General features: G+C 67.4%; 11 protein-coding genes and 2 pseudogenes. 7 read left to right on the top strand and 6 right to left on the bottom strand.

All coding sequences use genetic code 11. The annotated features are described in order from the left end of the window. Positions 1 to 93: 93 nt before the first annotated feature. Positions 94 to 1,104, bottom strand: a complete 1,011-nt coding sequence (locus ACYVK3_RS14185; protein ID WP_460497980.1) for a LacI family DNA-binding transcriptional regulator — start codon at positions 1,102 to 1,104, stop codon at positions 94 to 96. Between the two features lie 215 nt (positions 1,105 to 1,319). Here ACYVK3_RS14185 and ACYVK3_RS14180 point away from each other — a divergent pair, with 215 nt between their 5' ends. The 7 genes and pseudogenes from ACYVK3_RS14180 to ACYVK3_RS14150 all read left to right on the top strand — a co-directional run. Further along, entirely contained in the window at positions 1,320 to 2,966 is a 1,647-nt protein-coding gene (locus ACYVK3_RS14180; protein ID WP_460497979.1) for a GH39 family glycosyl hydrolase, read from the top strand. Then, a complete protein-coding gene (locus ACYVK3_RS14175) occupies positions 2,963 to 3,916 on the top strand; it encodes an ABC transporter permease (RefSeq protein ID WP_460497978.1) in 954 nt (317 codons plus the stop codon). Before ACYVK3_RS14180 ends, ACYVK3_RS14175 begins: the two co-directional genes overlap by 4 nt. Before the next feature lie 14 nt (positions 3,917 to 3,930). After that, entirely contained in the window at positions 3,931 to 4,890 is a 960-nt protein-coding gene (locus tag ACYVK3_RS14170; protein WP_460497977.1) for a carbohydrate ABC transporter permease, read from the top strand. Positions 4,891 to 4,950: 60 nt separating this feature from the next. Beyond that, positions 4,951 to 6,603, top strand: a complete 1,653-nt coding sequence (locus ACYVK3_RS14165) for a type 2 periplasmic-binding domain-containing protein (protein ID WP_460497976.1) — start codon at positions 4,951 to 4,953, stop codon at positions 6,601 to 6,603. Between the two features lie 112 nt (positions 6,604 to 6,715). Next, entirely contained in the window at positions 6,716 to 7,174 is a 459-nt protein-coding gene (locus tag ACYVK3_RS14160) for a Gfo/Idh/MocA family oxidoreductase (RefSeq protein ID WP_460497975.1), read from the top strand. Further along, positions 7,171 to 7,881 (top strand): annotated as a pseudogene (locus tag ACYVK3_RS14155) (ThuA domain-containing protein); the annotation flags it as partial. The gene ACYVK3_RS14160 and the pseudogene ACYVK3_RS14155, both read left to right, overlap by 4 nt. Positions 7,882 to 8,318: 437 nt before the next feature. After that, positions 8,319 to 8,486, top strand: a pseudogene (locus ACYVK3_RS14150) (sugar phosphate isomerase/epimerase); the annotation flags it as partial. A gap of 69 nt (positions 8,487 to 8,555) precedes the next feature. On the opposite strand, the gene ACYVK3_RS14145 reads toward ACYVK3_RS14150, so the two are convergent. Genes ACYVK3_RS14145 through ACYVK3_RS14125 form a run of 5 tightly spaced genes read right to left on the bottom strand, consistent with a single transcriptional unit; the run spans position 8,556 to position 15,080 of the window. After that, positions 8,556 to 9,614, bottom strand: a complete 1,059-nt coding sequence (locus ACYVK3_RS14145; protein WP_460497974.1) for a LacI family DNA-binding transcriptional regulator — start codon at positions 9,612 to 9,614, stop codon at positions 8,556 to 8,558. Positions 9,615 to 9,651: 37 nt separating this feature from the next. Further along, a complete protein-coding gene (locus ACYVK3_RS14140) occupies positions 9,652 to 12,069 on the bottom strand; it encodes a lectin (protein ID WP_460497973.1) in 2,418 nt (805 codons plus the stop codon). A 32-nt stretch (positions 12,070 to 12,101) separates the two neighbouring features. Then, the gene (locus ACYVK3_RS14135) at positions 12,102 to 13,268 is read right to left on the bottom strand and encodes a mandelate racemase/muconate lactonizing enzyme family protein (RefSeq protein ID WP_460497972.1); all 1,167 of its coding nucleotides are present in this window, start codon (positions 13,266 to 13,268) and stop codon (positions 12,102 to 12,104) included. Between the two features lies 1 nt (position 13,269). Further along, the gene (locus ACYVK3_RS14130; RefSeq protein ID WP_460497971.1) at positions 13,270 to 14,097 is read right to left on the bottom strand and encodes a carbohydrate ABC transporter permease; all 828 of its coding nucleotides are present in this window, start codon (positions 14,095 to 14,097) and stop codon (positions 13,270 to 13,272) included. Then, positions 14,097 to 15,080, bottom strand: coding sequence for a carbohydrate ABC transporter permease (locus ACYVK3_RS14125; protein ID WP_460497970.1), 984 nt, complete (start codon positions 15,078 to 15,080; stop codon positions 14,097 to 14,099). Before ACYVK3_RS14125 ends, ACYVK3_RS14130 begins: the two co-directional genes overlap by 1 nt. Positions 15,081 to 15,082 lie beyond the last annotated feature (2 nt).

Here is a 15,082-nt window from a genome sequence, read left to right as displayed (position 1 = left end):
AGGTAAATTTCGAATATTTCCCCGAAAATTACGGTGGCAATACCATAGACATTTATCGATGTCGTGTCAAGCGGAGCGGCTCGGGCGCAGCGCTCAGGCCGAGGGGGCGGGGCCCGTCGAGTCCCGGACGCTGAGCGCCGTCGCCAGTTGGAGATGCCGGAAAGCGGGCTGGACGCCGTCCGCCATGCCGAGGACGGTCTCGACGGCCATGCGCCCCATGCCCGCGAGCGGCTGGCGCACGGACGTGAGACTCGGCGTGGTCCACTCCGTCTGCGGCGTGTCGTCGAATCCCGTGACCGACAGCTCGCCTGGGACGTCGATTCCCAGTTCCTTGGCGGCGGCGAGGACGCCGATGGCGATTTCGTCGTTGCCCGCGACGATGGCCGTCGGCCGGGCCGTGAGCGCGAGGAGGTCACGGCCGTGCCTGAATCCCGCCTCGACGGAGAACGTGTCGTGGTGGACCAATGCTCGATCCGGCGTGAGGCCAGCGGCGTCGAGGGCGGCCTGGTACCCGTGGAAGCGCTCGGATGAGGGAGAGGAGCTGAGCGGGCCGCCGATCCAGGCGATCCTGCGGTGGCCGAATCCGAGCACGTGCTCGGTCGCCGAGCGGCCACCTTCCCAGTTGGTGGAGCCGATGCTGACGACGCGGGAGTCCGTCGCGTCGATCGGGTCGATCGTCACCACCGGCAACTCCAGCTCCTTCGCGGCGTCGAGCACCGGATCGGCGACGGCGACGGCGAGTTCGATGATGCCGACGGCGCCCGCCGCCTGCAGCCCCGCGAGCCAGGCGTAAGACGCGTCGGGGCCCGTGCCGATCAACCGATCGGGCGGAAGCCGGAGGAGGAGCTCGGTTTCGGCGGACGTCGCGGCGACGAGAATGCCTTGGAGCACCGTTCCGGCGTAGCGCGACTCCACGAAGTCGAGCACCGTGACCAGGGCTCGATCCCGCACGCGCTCCCGCCGTTCCGTCGTCGGTCTGTAGCCGAGCTCGTTGATGACGCGGAGGACGTGGTCCCTGGTGCCGACCGCTACGTCGCCGCGTCCGTTCAGGACCTTCGAGGCGGTCGCCGAGGAGACGCCGGCCGTCCGTGCGACATCCGCCAAGGTGACTCTCCTGGAATGGGGTCGACGAGCCATCGCGGTTCCTTTCACTGTTCGAAAGTTTTTCGAGCCTACCATGGCCCCTCGTCCAGCCTCCGAATGCACGAGAATCCGCACGCCAAAGTGGCAATTGACTTCGATTGATGTCGCGCGGTAGTGTGACGAGCAGTCGAATAGTTTTCGAAATATTTTCGAACGATCCGAAACGAAGTGAGACCATGACAGGCACGAGTGCGTCCGAATCCCGAATCCGCATCGACGGCGAGTCGCACGAGGAGAAGGCCCTGCCGCACGTCTGGAGCGAATGCGTCGGCGCCGGACGGGCGAACGAAGCGCTGCGCGCGGACTGGCAGCGGCAGTTCGCCGAGGCCGTCGACACGCTCGGGTTCCGCTACATCCGCTTCCACGGGCTGTTCCACGACGACATGTTCGTCTACCGGGAGAGCGACGGCGGCGGTTTCGGCCCGAACACGCCCCTGGAGTCACCGGTCCACACGTTCAGCTATGTGGACAAGGTGTTCGACTTTATCTTGGACACCGGAGCCCGCCCGTTCGTGGAACTGGGCTTCATGCCCCGCGAACTCGCGACCGAGACCGAGACGCTGTTCTGGTGGCGCGCGCACTGCAGCCCGCCCAAGGACATGTCCCGCTGGACCGAGATGGTGACGCGGACGGTCGAGCACTGGATCGGCCGGTATGGACTCGCCGAGGTCCGCAGGTGGCGGTTCGAGGTGTGGAACGAGCCGAACCTGGTGCCCCACTTCTGGACCGGAACGAAGACCGAGTACTTCGAGCTCTATGAGCAGACCGTGAATGCGATCAAGCGGATCGACTCCGACCTGCTGGTCGGCGGACCCTCCACGAGCGTCTTCGTCCCCGACGACCGCTATAAGGGCGAGTTCGAAGACCGCTCCAAGACTCACGAGACGGCCGCCGCCGACGACGTGGACGCGCTCGACTGGCGTCCGGTGTGGATCGAGGACTTCCTGGCCTGGTGCGAGAAGCGAGCGGTCCCGGTCGACTTCGTCACGACCCACCTGTACCCGACCGACTTCGCGTTCGACTCCGACGGAGCCGGCGTGCACATCTCCCGCTACGCCGATGCGACCCTCGACGACCTCACCCTCCTGCGGAAGCTCATCGCGGACAGCGCCTATCCCGACGCGGAGATCCACATAACGGAGTGGTCGACGACCCCGTCCTCCCGCGACCGCATGCACGACACCGTGTTCGCGGCCGCCTCGATCACGCGCTCGTACCTCCAGTGCGCCGCACTCGCCGACTCGATCTCCTACTGGGCCTTCACCGACGTGTTCGAGGAGGGAGGCGCCGGTATCGGACCGTTCCACGGAGGGTTCGGCCTGGTGAACGAGGCCGGCGTCCACAAGCCCACCTACCACGCGCTCAGGATGCTCCATCGACTCGGCGACCGGCTGCTCCTCACCACGCCCCACGGTGCCGTGTCCCGCGACAGCCGGACGTCGGCGGTGTCGGCCGTGTTCTTCAACTACCCCGACGACATGGGTACGAAGGCAGTCGGCTCGGCGGGCTCGTACCAGGAGACCCGCGCACTGGCGGACATGGGCCCGAGCCGGCGGATCCGGCATTCGATCAGTGGACTCGAGCCGGGCACCGTCTTCTTCGTCGAGATCGTGGACTGGGAGCACGGAAACCCCGCCGAGGCCTGGTACCGGCTGGGAAGCCCGATCAACCCGTCCCGTGAGGAGAGCCGGTTCCTGAGCACCATCGCGGACGCGCTCCTCCGATACACGCTGACCGTGCCCGAGTCCGGCGTGCTCGACCTCGATGTCGAACTCGCACCGTGGGCGGTGATGTCCTTGTGGCAATCGGGGGCGGAGCGGTGAGCGCGTCAGCGGGGGCCCCGGCCGCGACCCCGCTCCGCGAACGCCGCCGAAAGACCCGCGGGCGCAAGCTGCGCCGGCATTGGCAGCTCTACGTGCTGCTCATCCTCCCCGTCGCCTACTTCGTCATCTTCCATTACCTCCCGATGGCGAACAACGTGATCGCGTTCAAGGACTACAACGTGGTCGACGGCGTCTGGAACAGTCCCTGGGCCGGGCTGGCGAACTTCGAGCGCTTCTTCGCCAACCCGATCGCCTGGGACCTCATCCGCAACACGCTGGTGCTGAGCCTCTACGGATTCCTGGCCGGATTCCCTATTCCCGTCATCCTGGCCCTGGCCCTCAACGAAGTCCGGCTGCGCTTCTTCCAGCGGACCGTCCAGATGGTCACCTACGCCCCGCACTTCATCTCGACGGTCATCGTCGTCTCGATGATCATCTTGATCCTGTCGCCCCGGATCGGGTTCCTGGCCGACTTCCTCGGCTTCTTCGGGATGTCGGAGAACCTCCTGGCCGATCCGAACTCCTTCCGGCACGTCTATGTCTGGAGCGACGTCTGGCAGACCGCCGGGTACTCGGCGATCATCTTCATGGCCGCCCTGGCGGGCGTCAACCCGAGCCTGTACGAGGCCGCCCGTCTCGACGGCGCCAGCCGCCTCCAGAAGATCTGGCATATCGACCTGCCCGGCATCGCGCCCACCGTGGTCGTGGTGATGATCCTGAGTGTCGGCAACATCATGGCGGTCGGTTTCGAGAAGGCGTTCTTGCTGCAGAACCCGCTCAACCTCTCGCAGTCCGAGATCATCGCGACCTACACGTACAAGATCGGCCTGCTCAGCGCCGACTTCAGCCTCGCGACGGCGATCGGGCTGTTCAGCTCCGTCATCAACCTCATTCTGCTGCTGACCGTCAACACCGTCTCCAAGCGCGTGACCGGCAACGGACTGTGGTGAAGGGAGCGCATGCAATGACTCTCAAGACCGCGAACCGCGCGGACCTCGAAGCCGAGCCGGAGACCGTGCGCCAGAAGGCACGGGGACGGCGCCGCACCCGCGTCCACGACACCACCACCGACCGGGTCTTCATGGCAGGGGTGTACATCCTCCTGACGACCTTCCTGCTCGTCGTGCTCATTCCGCTGATCAACATCGTCGCCAGTTCCTTCTCGAGTCCCGCGGCGGTGTCGGGCGGGCGGGTGTTCCTGTGGCCGGTGGACTTCACGCTCATCGGATACGAAGCGGTGTTGAGTAACAGGGACGTCCTCACCGGCTTCGGCAACTCGCTGTTCTACGCCGTGGTCGGCACGCTCGTCAGCGTCACCCTCACGGTGATGATCGCCTACCCCCTCTCGCGCACCGAGCTCGTGGGGCGGCGGGTCCTCATCGCGGGCGTGTTGTTCACGATGCTGTTCAGCGGCGGCCTGATCCCGACCTACATGGTCGTGCGGGCCCTCGGTCTGCTGGACACGCGGTGGGCGCTGATCCTCCCCGTCGCGATCGGGGCCTGGCAGGTGCTCATCGCGATGACCTTCTTCCGCTCCTCGATACCGGACGAGTTGTACGAGGCTGCCCAGCTCGACGGCGCCTCGGACCTGCGCTTCCTGTGGTCAGTGGTGCTACCGCTGTCGAAGCCCCTGCTGGCGGTCATCGCGCTCATGTACGGCATCGGGCAGTGGAACTCATACTTCAGCGCCTTGATCTACCTGCGAAGCGAGGAACTCTATCCACTCCAGCTCGTGTTGCGGAACATCTTGATCGTCAACAACACCGCGGGGACGAACATCTCGGACCAACTGGCGGCCGAACAGATGGCCGACCTGATGAAGTTCGCGCTCATCGTCGTATCGACCGTGCCCGTCCTGCTCGTCTACCCGTTCGTGGCGCGGCACTTCAACAAGGGCGTGATGCTCGGCTCAGTGAAGGGCTAGTGCGGCCGCCTCCAGATCCTCCCTCGAAGCAATCAACTCCTCAGTGAAAGGCAGTCAACGATGACCAGCAGATTCACCCGAGCGGCAGCGGCCGGAACGGCATTGGCAGTGTCGACCGGCGCATTCGCCGCGTGTACCTCGGAGCCTGAGACCACTCCGGACGACGTGATCACCATCTTCGCCCCCCAGGACGCCGAGGTGGACCTGGAAGAGAACGCGTTCACGAAGGTGATCGAGGAGAAATTCGACGTCGAACTCGAGTTCGAGACGACCACCTGGGACGGCACCGCCGCCGCCGAGAAGCGCCAGATCTCTCTCGCCAGCGGCGACTACCCGGACGCCTACATGCTCATCCCGTGGATCGACCAGTTCAGCGACGAGGAGTTGGTGAGGCTCGGCGGCCAGGGCGTGATCGTGCCGCTCGACGACCTGATCGGCGAGGACACTCCGAACCTCACCGCCGCGTTCGAGAAGGAACCCGGATTCAAGGAACTCGCCACGTCGCCGGACGGGACCATCTGGGGCATTCCCGCGTGGAACGACTGCTACCACTGCTCCTACCCTTCAAAGCTGTGGATGAACTCCGCCTGGCTGGACACACTCGGCTTGGAGCAGCCCACCACGCCTGAAGAGCTGCGGACGGTGCTGGAGGCGTTCAAGAGGCAGGACCCCAACGGCAACGGCGAAGCCGACGAGATCCCCCTCTCCGCGTCGGGCGGCAGTTCGCTCCTCTCGTACCTGATGAACCCGTTCGTCTACACCGCGGAGATGTACTCGAACGCGGAAGGCGTGACCCCCGCCTCACTCGGCACCGACGGCGACGAGGTCGTCCTGCAGCCGACCCTCGACGAATGGCGCGCCGGGATCTCCTACGTCACCTCCCTGTACGAGGACGGGCTGATCGACGAGGGCGCCTTCACGCAGAACGGCGATGCCCTCAGTGCCAAGGGCAACAGCGCGGAGGGCGTGATCCTCGGATCGGTCGCCATAATGCACCCGTGGTTCGTCACCGAGGACAGCGAGGGCGGGCGCTACAGGCAGTACGACGCGATCCCGCCGTTGACCGGCCCGAAGGGCAGCGACACGTTCTGGAGCGCCGGCGGAGCCGGCGCCGCGCCCGGCGCCACCTTCGTCATCACGAACCGCTCCAGTGAGGCCAAGCAGAAGAAGCTCATGCAGATCTTGGACTTCATGGTCTCGTACGAGGGTCACCTTCTGGGCGAGTTCGGTGTCGAGGGGGTCAACTGGGCCAGGCCCGAGGAGGGCGATGTGGCCCTCGACGAGACCCTCGAGCCGAGCTTCGAAGTCCTCACGCCTCCCGAGGGTGAGGGACTGAACAACTCCTGGGGCCCGATAGCGCAGTTCTTCAGCGACGCGGAGTTCCGCAACAGCCAGGTCACCTCGACCGACATCTACAGCGCCGAAGGCTATGAACGACGCCTGTTCGAGGCCACGACGCTCTATGAGGGCCACGAGTCCGACGACTTGTTCCCTTACTGGGACGTCAAGATCACAGGTGAGACCGCGACGGAGCTCGCGACCGTCCAGACCAATGTGGAGAACTTCGTCGTCCAAGCGAGCGCGGAGTTCGTCACCGGCATCAGGGACATCGAGAGCGACGAGGACTGGGCCGCGTTCCAGCAGCACCTCACCGATCTCGGCGCCGACCGGTACGTCGAGATCTACCAAGGGGCCTGGGACGCCTCGAAGTAGCACTGGCTTTTCCCGAACGCGTGGGCCGCCTCCGCGCCAATTCAAGGAGGCGGCCCACCGCTACGGCCCCTACTGAGAGGCCGGGACCACCGGCGCCAAGGGCAAGAGCACCGTGGACGACGCGGTGCTGTTCCTCGCCCGGATGAGCGGCGGCGCTCTGGCGAGTTTCGAGTCCACCCGCCTCGCCACCGGCTACCACAATGCCAACCGGTTCGAGATTCACGGAGAGAAGGGCGCGCTCCGGTTCGACTTCGAGCGGATGAACGAACTCGGCTTTTACAGCACGGAAGCCGAACCCGCCGTCCGAGGCTGGACCACGATCGACGTCACCCGAGGCGGCGACGGCCACACCTACGCCCAGGCCTGGTGGCCCGACGGTCACGGCCTCGGCTACGAGCACACGTTCATCAACCAGGCCGCCGACATCCTCGCCGTGCTCGGCGGGGGAGCACCGCGAGTGCCGCTCCCGGACTTCGCCGACGCTCTCAGGACACAGCGAGTACTCCACGCGGCCGTCGAGTCGGCCCGCCACCGCAGCCCGATATCACTGCAGGAAGGGACATCATCGTGAATCTCTCCAGACCCCGAAGGCGCGCCGCGACAGGCGTCTTCGCCACCGCGCTGGCAGCCTCGCTCCTCACGGTCGCCGCCCCGGCGTCGGCGATCGAGGAAGAGACCTCCGCACAGCAGGCCGATCCGTTCACGGCGCTGGTCTACAGCGAGACTGCCGGATTCCGACACGACGCCATACCCGACGGCATCGCCGCCATCGAGAACCTCGCCGCCGAGAACGGCTTTGAAGTGGACACTACCGAGGACTCGGGGCAGTTCATTGACGACAACCTCGCCCAGTACGACGTGGTCATCTGGCTCAACACCACCGGGGACGTTCTCGACAACGCCCAGCAGGGCGCGTTCGAACGCTACATCCAGGCCGGCGGCGGCTATGTCGGCGTCCACGCCGCATCAGACACCGAATACGACTGGTCGTGGTACGGCGAACTGGTCGGCGCGTACTTCAACAGCCACCCGGCCCCACAGACCGCGACCGTCAAAGTGGAGGATCTCGCGCACCCGTCGACCGCGCACCTCGATCCGCTCTGGGAACGCTTCGACGAGTGGTACAACTTCCAGGCCAGCCCGCGCGACGACGTACACGTGCTCGCCTCCCTGGACGAGGGCTCCTACGACCCCGGCTCGGGAGCGATGGGCGCCGAGCACCCGATCGCCTGGTGCCACGACTACGACGGCGGCCGGTCCTGGTTCACCGGGCTCGGCCACACCACCGAGTCGTACAGCGAGCCGGCCTTTCTCGACCATCTGCTCGGCGGCATTCAGACCGCGGCGGGAGCGGCGGCCGCCGACTGCGGCGCGTCGCAGCCCGACGGCTTCGAGAAGGTGGCGCTCGACGAGTCCACGCTCAACCCGATGAAACTCGATATCGCCGACGACGGCCGGGTCTTCTACGTCGACCGCGGCGGCGACGTGCGCATCATCCGACCCGACGGGTCGACGGCGACGGCCGGCCACGTCGACGTCTATACAGGACAGGAATTCGGGATGCTCCGCCGATCGACGAGCAGCCGGGCCGCCAGTACCGGGACGCGCAGCGCACGTCCGCCAACTCGAACGTCCTCAACGGGAAGGTCCTGCGCATCCACCCGAGGACGACGGCGGCTACACGATCCCGTCCGGCAACCTGTTCACTTCCCCGATGCTTCCGCATGCTCAACGCCATCGGCTACGACGGGCCGATCTCCATCGAGTGGGAGGACGCTGGCATGGACCGCCTCGTGGGAGCCCCCGAGGTGCTGGAGCACGTCCGTCGACTCGCCTTCGACCTGCCGGAGGCCGCGTTCGACGCCGCTTTTAGCTCGAATTGACGGCAGACCACGCCGTGCGAGATACGCGGGGAGCCCCGGCGGCCCGAGCCGGGGCCGGGGCTCCCCGACTCAACCTGTCGACGACGCGGGACCAATGCGAACCGCCGTCCGACCGGGCGGGCCCGAAGTCTCTCGGACGATGAGTTCGGGAGCTTTCCAGGCCGGCTCATCCGGGACCGAGGCGCCTTCGAGACGAAGCCGGAGCATCTCGAAGGCGCCGCGTCCGATTCCCCGGTAGTCCAGGGCCACGGTGGTGAGCGCCGGAGTGAGGTAGGCGGCGAACGGGCAGTCGTCGAAGCCGACGACGCTCAGATCGCCCGGCACATCCCGTCCCGCCTCCCGGGCCGCACGCAGCACCCCGATGGCGAGTTCGTCGGTGCCGCACAGGATCGCGGTGACGTCCTGATCGGTCACGAGTGGGCGGGCGGCCTCGTGGGCCGAGGGAATCATCCAGCCGCATTCGACGGCGGGCGGGACAGCCCTATCCGCTTCCAGCAGTGCCGAAGCCCACCCGAGCACACGGTGAGTGCTGGACCGTACCGCCAGATGGTGGACGGTCCGGTGTCCGAGACCGACCAGAAAGCGCGTGGCCTCGGCGGCGACGGCCCGGTCGTCGAAGCCGACGACCCTGTCCGCCGCCTCCGGCCCTTCCACCAGGTCCTCGCTCCCCACCGCGACGGTGGACAGCGGCTGCACGCGGCGCAGGATGCGCGCGGCCTCGGTGGTGGCCTCGTCCTGGGCGATCACGATCGTCGGCGCCTCGGCGTGGGGGAGCAGCGCCGTGAGATCGGCTTCCTCATTCGGCCGGTCGGGGTCGAGGACCGCGACCGAGACCGAGAACCCCGCCTGTCGCGCGACCTCTTCGACGCCGCGGATCGTCTCGCCGGTCGCGTACAGCGAGGTGTCGGAAGTGAGGACGGTGACCGACAGCGGTGCACGCTCGACCAGGGCCCGTGCCAGACGGTTGGGCCGATAGCCCAACTGCTCGATCGCGGCCAGGACGCTGTCGCGAGTCGCGTCGGTGACACGCGGGGACCGGTTGACGACCCGGGATACGGTCATCCCCGAGACGCCGGCCAGTTTTGCGACGTCCCATATGCTCGCGGATTTGAATCGATCATTCCCCATTGCGGTCGGTCACCTCCTCTTCCTCCTCCGAGGACGGTCAGGCGAGGTCCCACCGCTGGTTGGATCCGCCATGGCAGGACCACAGTTGCACCTGGCTGCCGTTGGCGATCGCGGCGCCCGACACGTCGAGGCACAGTCCTGACTGCGCGCTCGTGATGGAGCCGTCGGCGTTGAGGCTCCACCGCTGGTTCGTGCCGCCGTGACAGGTCCAGATGATCGCCGCGGTGCCGTCGGCGGTCCCGCCGCCGTCGGCGTCCAGGCACTTGCGGGTGCCGCCTGAGTAGACGCTCAGCTCACCGGCCGTGGTGTAGGTCCACTGCTGGTTGGATCCGCCGTTGCAGTCCCAGATATGCAACTGCGTTCCGTTCTCGGTCGACTGGTCGGGCACGTCCAGGCACCGGTTCGAACCCGCGCCGCGCAGCTCGCCGGAGGTGGGGTTCGGGCCACCACTGGTCGGGCCCGCGTTCGCCATGATCTCGGCGGCCTCGGGCGGGACGGCGCCGGCGGAGAAGACGGTGTTGTTCTGGACCGTGTTCCCGCGCTCTCCATGGGGGATGCCGGTGATCGCCGAATTGGTCGAGTAGTTCCCGGTCAAGGTAAGGTCGCCGGTGTTGTGGCCGCCGGCGATGTTCGCGTGGGCCCACTGGTCCGTGGTGTTCATCAAGACGTTGCGGCTCACGTTGAAATAGCGGGAGCCCTCGTCGAAGTACAAGCCGAGCTGACCGGAGCCGTCGCAGAAGTTCCCCTCGATCGTGCTGTTCGGCTGCGCTGAGAGCGTGTAGATGCATCCCGCGTCCCACAGCGAGTTCACCGTATCGACGAGGTGGTTGCCGACGATGTGGACGTCGGTGAGCGTCGTGGGCGAGTCGTAGACCGGCTGGAAGTCGTAGAGTCCGCGGTCGACGTACTCCTGGCTTCCGCCCGGGTCGTTGGCGCCCCAGCCGTAACCGACGCCGATGCCGCTGTACGGCATGTGGGCGATGTAGTTGTGCTCGATCGTGAGCCGGGTGGCGTAGGTGGCGAGGATCGCGACGTTGTCGAGGTATTCGAGCGCCGTCGAGTAGACGCTGTTGTCGCTGATCAGGATGTCGCGGTTGACCATGCGCTCGTCCGAGGGGTGGTGCGCGTCGGGGCGGACCCCGCCGACCGCGATGCCGCCGCCGGCGCTCTCGGTGAAGGTGTTGCCGACGACCGACACGTCATGGGCGCCGAGGCCGACGCCGGAGGCGTGGGCGTTGGCGTCGTTGCCGATGCCCAGTCCGATCGAGCCGAGGTTCACGAAGGTGTTGTCGGCGAACGAGATGTGCTCGGCCGCCGAGACCTGCACGGCCGCGGGTGTCTGCGACCAGTTGTTGCGGGAGCCCTCGAATTCGTAGCAGCCGCGCGAGCAGGTGTCGAACGCGTCGGCCGGCCGGTGTGGCTGGTGCCCGGTGAGGAAGGTCCCGGTCTGCTGGTTCGCGTAGCCGTCGGAGGAGTTCGGGTGGAGCCAGGAGGTGCCGGTGAACGTCAGCCCCTCGAATCGGAGATCGTGGACCGGCTGGTCGTAGGTGCCGCCGACCTCGATCAAAGTCTCGAGCCGGGGCAATTCGACATTGGCGTTCGCCAGGTCTTGGCCCTGCAGCGGCTTGTAGTACAGCGTTCCGGCGTTCGGGTCCAGGTACCACTCTCCGGGCTCGTCGAGGAAGCTCCTGGAGTTCACCAGGAAGAACCGAGGGCCCACGTACGGGTTCTGGATCGTGTCCCATCCCCAGGTGTTGTTGTCCCAGGCGGGCTGCCGCATCGTGACCGTCGCGCCGGAGATGGCATCCACCGGGGTGATCCGGGTGCTCCACGTCAGGTACGCGAGGAGTTCGATGCGCCGCTGGTCGGGCAGGCCGGAGAGCCAGCCGAGGTTCTGGTTCTGGACGGTGAACCCGCTCGAGTTGAGCGAGATGTCCGAAGGGGACAGACTGAGGCGGGCGCGCCGGGCCATGACACCGTCGACATAGAGCTGCCTGGAGTCGAAGCCGGTGCCGACCTCTGCCCGGTAGACGCCCGAGGCGGCGTCGTCGAGTACCCAGCCGGTGACGGGCTGGGCACCGGTCACGACGGGTTCGGCGTCGGGGGCGGCGCGCCAGGTCACGGTGTAGCCGTTGCGTCCGGAGTCGGCCGCTTCGAATCGGAGCGGGGAGTCGAGCCGGAAGGTGCCGTCCAGGAGGGTCACGGCCACGTCGCCGTCGCCCGCAGCGGCGGCCCGGCGAGCCCGCTGCTGTGCCTCCTCAAGGGAGCCGAGCGGCTCGTCGACGGTGCCGGGTCCGCCGTCGTCGCCGTTCGGGGCGACGAAGAATTCATACGCGGGGGCTTCCTGGGCCTGGGCCGGGGCGACCGCGAGACCGACGAATGCTCCGGTGGCCGCCAGGACGCCGATGGCGGCCAGCGCGGCCGCGCGTGTGCGGAGCGGGGGTGAGTACCGCATGGTTCTTTCTCCTTCTGCGTTGCGGTGAGCGATCAGTTGTGGATGGGGGGATCGGGTTCTTGGGAGGGGAGCAGGCGCTGTCCGGCGTGCTCCGGGCGGATGTTGGGGCCCTCGGGCCTGGGGCCGGTGGGCGGCGAGACGACCGCTATGGCGGACTCGTCGACCTTGATGCCCAGGCCGGGAGTGTCACCGAGGACGAAGGCGCCGTCCTCGATGTCCAGATCGACGGCGAGGCCGACAGGCGGCCTGAGGTCCTGCAGTTCGCTGCCGATGTGGTTGGGCACGGAGGTCGCGGCGTGGAGCAGCCCGACCGGGATGTTCCCGATCGGGCTGACGGGGAGGTCGTGGGCGTGGGCGAGAGCGGCGACGCGCAGGAAGTGGGTGACCCCGCCGACCGCCGCCGCCTGCACGATGTCGAGCCCGCCGGCCTTCAGCAACGGGAGGTACTGTTCGAGTCCGGTGAGGTTCTCACCGCTCGCTACTGAAGCGCGCACACCGCGCTGGACCACGGCCAGGCCTTCGGCGTCCCAGCGCCGTACGGGTTCCTCGATCCAGAGCAGATCGATGGTGCGCTCGAGCTCGCGGACGTGGCGGACCGCCTCCTTGCGCGTCCAGGCCTCGTTCGCGTCGAGCATCAGGCCCGGGCGGGCCCCGGGCCCCGTTCCAGCCAGCACCTCGCGCACCAGGTTCAGCCGGTGCCGGTCCCGTTCGACGTCGAGTCCGCCTTTGAGCTTGGCGGCCCGCAGGCCGCGCTCGGCGTAGAGGCGGTAGGCTGCGGCGAGTCCGTCGTCGTCCAATCCGATGTCGAGCCCGGAGGCGTAGGCCGGGACGGTCCGGTCGCGTCCGCCGAGGAGGCGCCACAGCGGCTCGTCCGCCGCCTGCGCCTTGATGTCCCACAGTGCGGTGTCGATCGCGCCGACGGTCCCGAACACGGCTCCGGCGTGTCCCGCCTTGAAGGTGTGGCGCAGCATCCGGTCGTACAGCGCGGTCACCGAGCGCGGGTCCTGGCCTTCGACGGCGGCGAAGACGGTGTCCAACTCGACGTGGGATCCCAGGCCGACGCCGGTGACGCCTTCGTCGGTGTCGACCAAGATGATCGGCACGGTGGTGACACCGTCGGCGAAGACGCCGTTGGCGTCACCGACGGGCCTGTCCCACTCCTGGACTGTCGTCAGTGTGCGGTAGCCGGTGATCCTCATGTCAACCCTTCGTGGAGCCGGCGGTGATGCCGGTGGCGATCTGGCGCTGGAAGAACAGATAGAGCAGCAGGACCGGCAGTGCGGCGATGAGCACTCCTGCCGCGAACGTCGGGATGTCGGCGGAGTACTGGCCGCGCAGCGAGGTGACGCCGACCATCAGGGTGCGGTGGTCGGGCGAGGGCATCATGAGCAGCGCGATGAGCACGTCGTTCCAGCAGAACAGGGCGTTGAGGATGCCGACCGACAGTAGGGCCGGCCGGCCGAGGGGCAGCATGATCCGCAGGTACACGCCGTACACGGAGTTCCCGTCGATCCTGGCCGCGTCGATGATCTCAGCCGGAATGCCGCTGTAGTAGCTGGTCATCAGGAAGATCGTGAAGGGCAGGAACTGCGCGGTGTAGGCGAGGATCAATCCGGGGTAGGTGTCCATGAGGCCGATCTGTCCCATGGTCCTGGCGAGCGGCACCATGATCACCTGGAACGGGATGAACAGTGCCGCCAGACAGCCGAGGAACAGCGCCCGTGAGCCGCGGAACCGCAGTCGGCTCAGCGCGAACCCGGCCATCGATCCGACCAGGAGGAGCAGGGCCACCGCGCCGGAGACGACGACGACCGAGTTGACGAAGTAACGTGCCATGCCGGCGCTGTTCCACGCGGTCGCGAAGTTCTCCAGACGCGGTGCCTCGGCGGGGGAGAAGCGGTCGAGGACGTACTCGTGCCGAGTCTTGGACGCGACGTTGGCGGTGAACACCAGCGGGTAGATCGTCGCCACCGCGAGGGCGGCCATCGGGACCGTGATGAGCCATCGGCCGATTCGGGTGCGGGACATCAGTCCTCCCTTCCCGAGCGGCGAAGCACGGCGATCTGGAGCAGCCCCACCACGAGCATCACGCCGAAGAGGACGGTGGAGGCGGCTGAGGCGAGCGCCGGACGGTTCATCTGCCCCTGCTGGATCCAGATGTAGTACTCCGGCAGGTAGGTCGAGCCCTCCGGGCCGCCGCCGGTCATGACGTACAGCAGCCCGAACATCGACGTGAGCAGCCCGATCATCGTCGTCACGAAGACGAACTGGATGGTGCGCGACAGCCCCGGGACGATCACGTGCCGGACGACCTGGGGGAGTGAGGCTCCGTCGATGCGCGCGGCGTCGATGAGCGCGGCGTCCAGGGTGGAGAATCCGGCGAGGAACACCACCAGCGCCATGCCGAAGGTCGCCCACACGTGCACACCCACGACGGCGAGCATGGCCACGTCCGGATCGCCGAGCCAGTCGACCGGACCCAGGCCGACGGCGCCGAGCACGGCGTTGACCGTACCGTCGAAGGCCAGCAGGAGGTTGAAGATCGCGCCGACGATCACCGGAGAGAGCACGGCCGGGAAGAAGTAGACGCTCCGGTAGAACCGGTGGCCCGGCACCCGCAGGTAGAGGAACGTCGCCAGCGTCCCTGGGATCGCCACCGCGATCGGCAGGAGCAGCACCAGCAGACCGACGTTCTCCATGGCCTGGCGGAACAGCGGGTCGTCGAACAGGATCGCGTAGTTGTCGAGCCCGACCGACTGCCCGTTCCGATCGCCGTCGCCGGTGAAGGAGAAGTTGACCCCGAGCGCCAGCGGGTACAGCCGCAGCCCCGCGATGATGAGCACGGCGGGCGCTACGAGGACGTACGGCGCGAGGCGTTCGGCGCGGGGCCGGCGTGAGGCCCGTCCGCGCCGTCGGCCCCGCGTTTCCCGGGGAGCCTGTGCGGGCGCCGCGCCCTCGGGCCGTCCGACCACGGCGGGACGGACCGAGGGCACGGGGTGTCCGGTCGGCATGC

This window comes from Glycomyces tarimensis, assembly GCF_054776215.1.
This window is presented reverse-complemented; position numbering and strand designations above follow the sequence as displayed.

Excerpts from the sequence above, each read along its gene's own strand:
- ACYVK3_RS14135 (WP_460497972.1), bottom strand. The coding sequence starts at position 13,268 with ATGAGGATCACCGGCTACCGCACACTGACGACAGTCCAGGAGTGGGAC.
- ACYVK3_RS14145 (WP_460497974.1), bottom strand. The coding sequence starts at position 9,614 with ATGGGGAATGATCGATTCAAATCCGCGAGCATATGGGACGTCGCAAAA.
- ACYVK3_RS14170 (WP_460497977.1), top strand. The coding sequence starts at position 3,931 with ATGACTCTCAAGACCGCGAACCGCGCGGACCTCGAAGCCGAGCCGGAG.
- ACYVK3_RS14165 (WP_460497976.1), top strand. The coding sequence starts at position 4,951 with ATGACCAGCAGATTCACCCGAGCGGCAGCGGCCGGAACGGCATTGGCA.
- ACYVK3_RS14180 (WP_460497979.1), top strand. The coding sequence starts at position 1,320 with ATGACAGGCACGAGTGCGTCCGAATCCCGAATCCGCATCGACGGCGAG.
- ACYVK3_RS14140 (WP_460497973.1), bottom strand. The coding sequence starts at position 12,069 with ATGCGGTACTCACCCCCGCTCCGCACACGCGCGGCCGCGCTGGCCGCC.
- ACYVK3_RS14130 (WP_460497971.1), bottom strand. The coding sequence starts at position 14,097 with ATGTCCCGCACCCGAATCGGCCGATGGCTCATCACGGTCCCGATGGCC.
- ACYVK3_RS14125 (WP_460497970.1), bottom strand. The coding sequence starts at position 15,080 with ATGCCGACCGGACACCCCGTGCCCTCGGTCCGTCCCGCCGTGGTCGGA.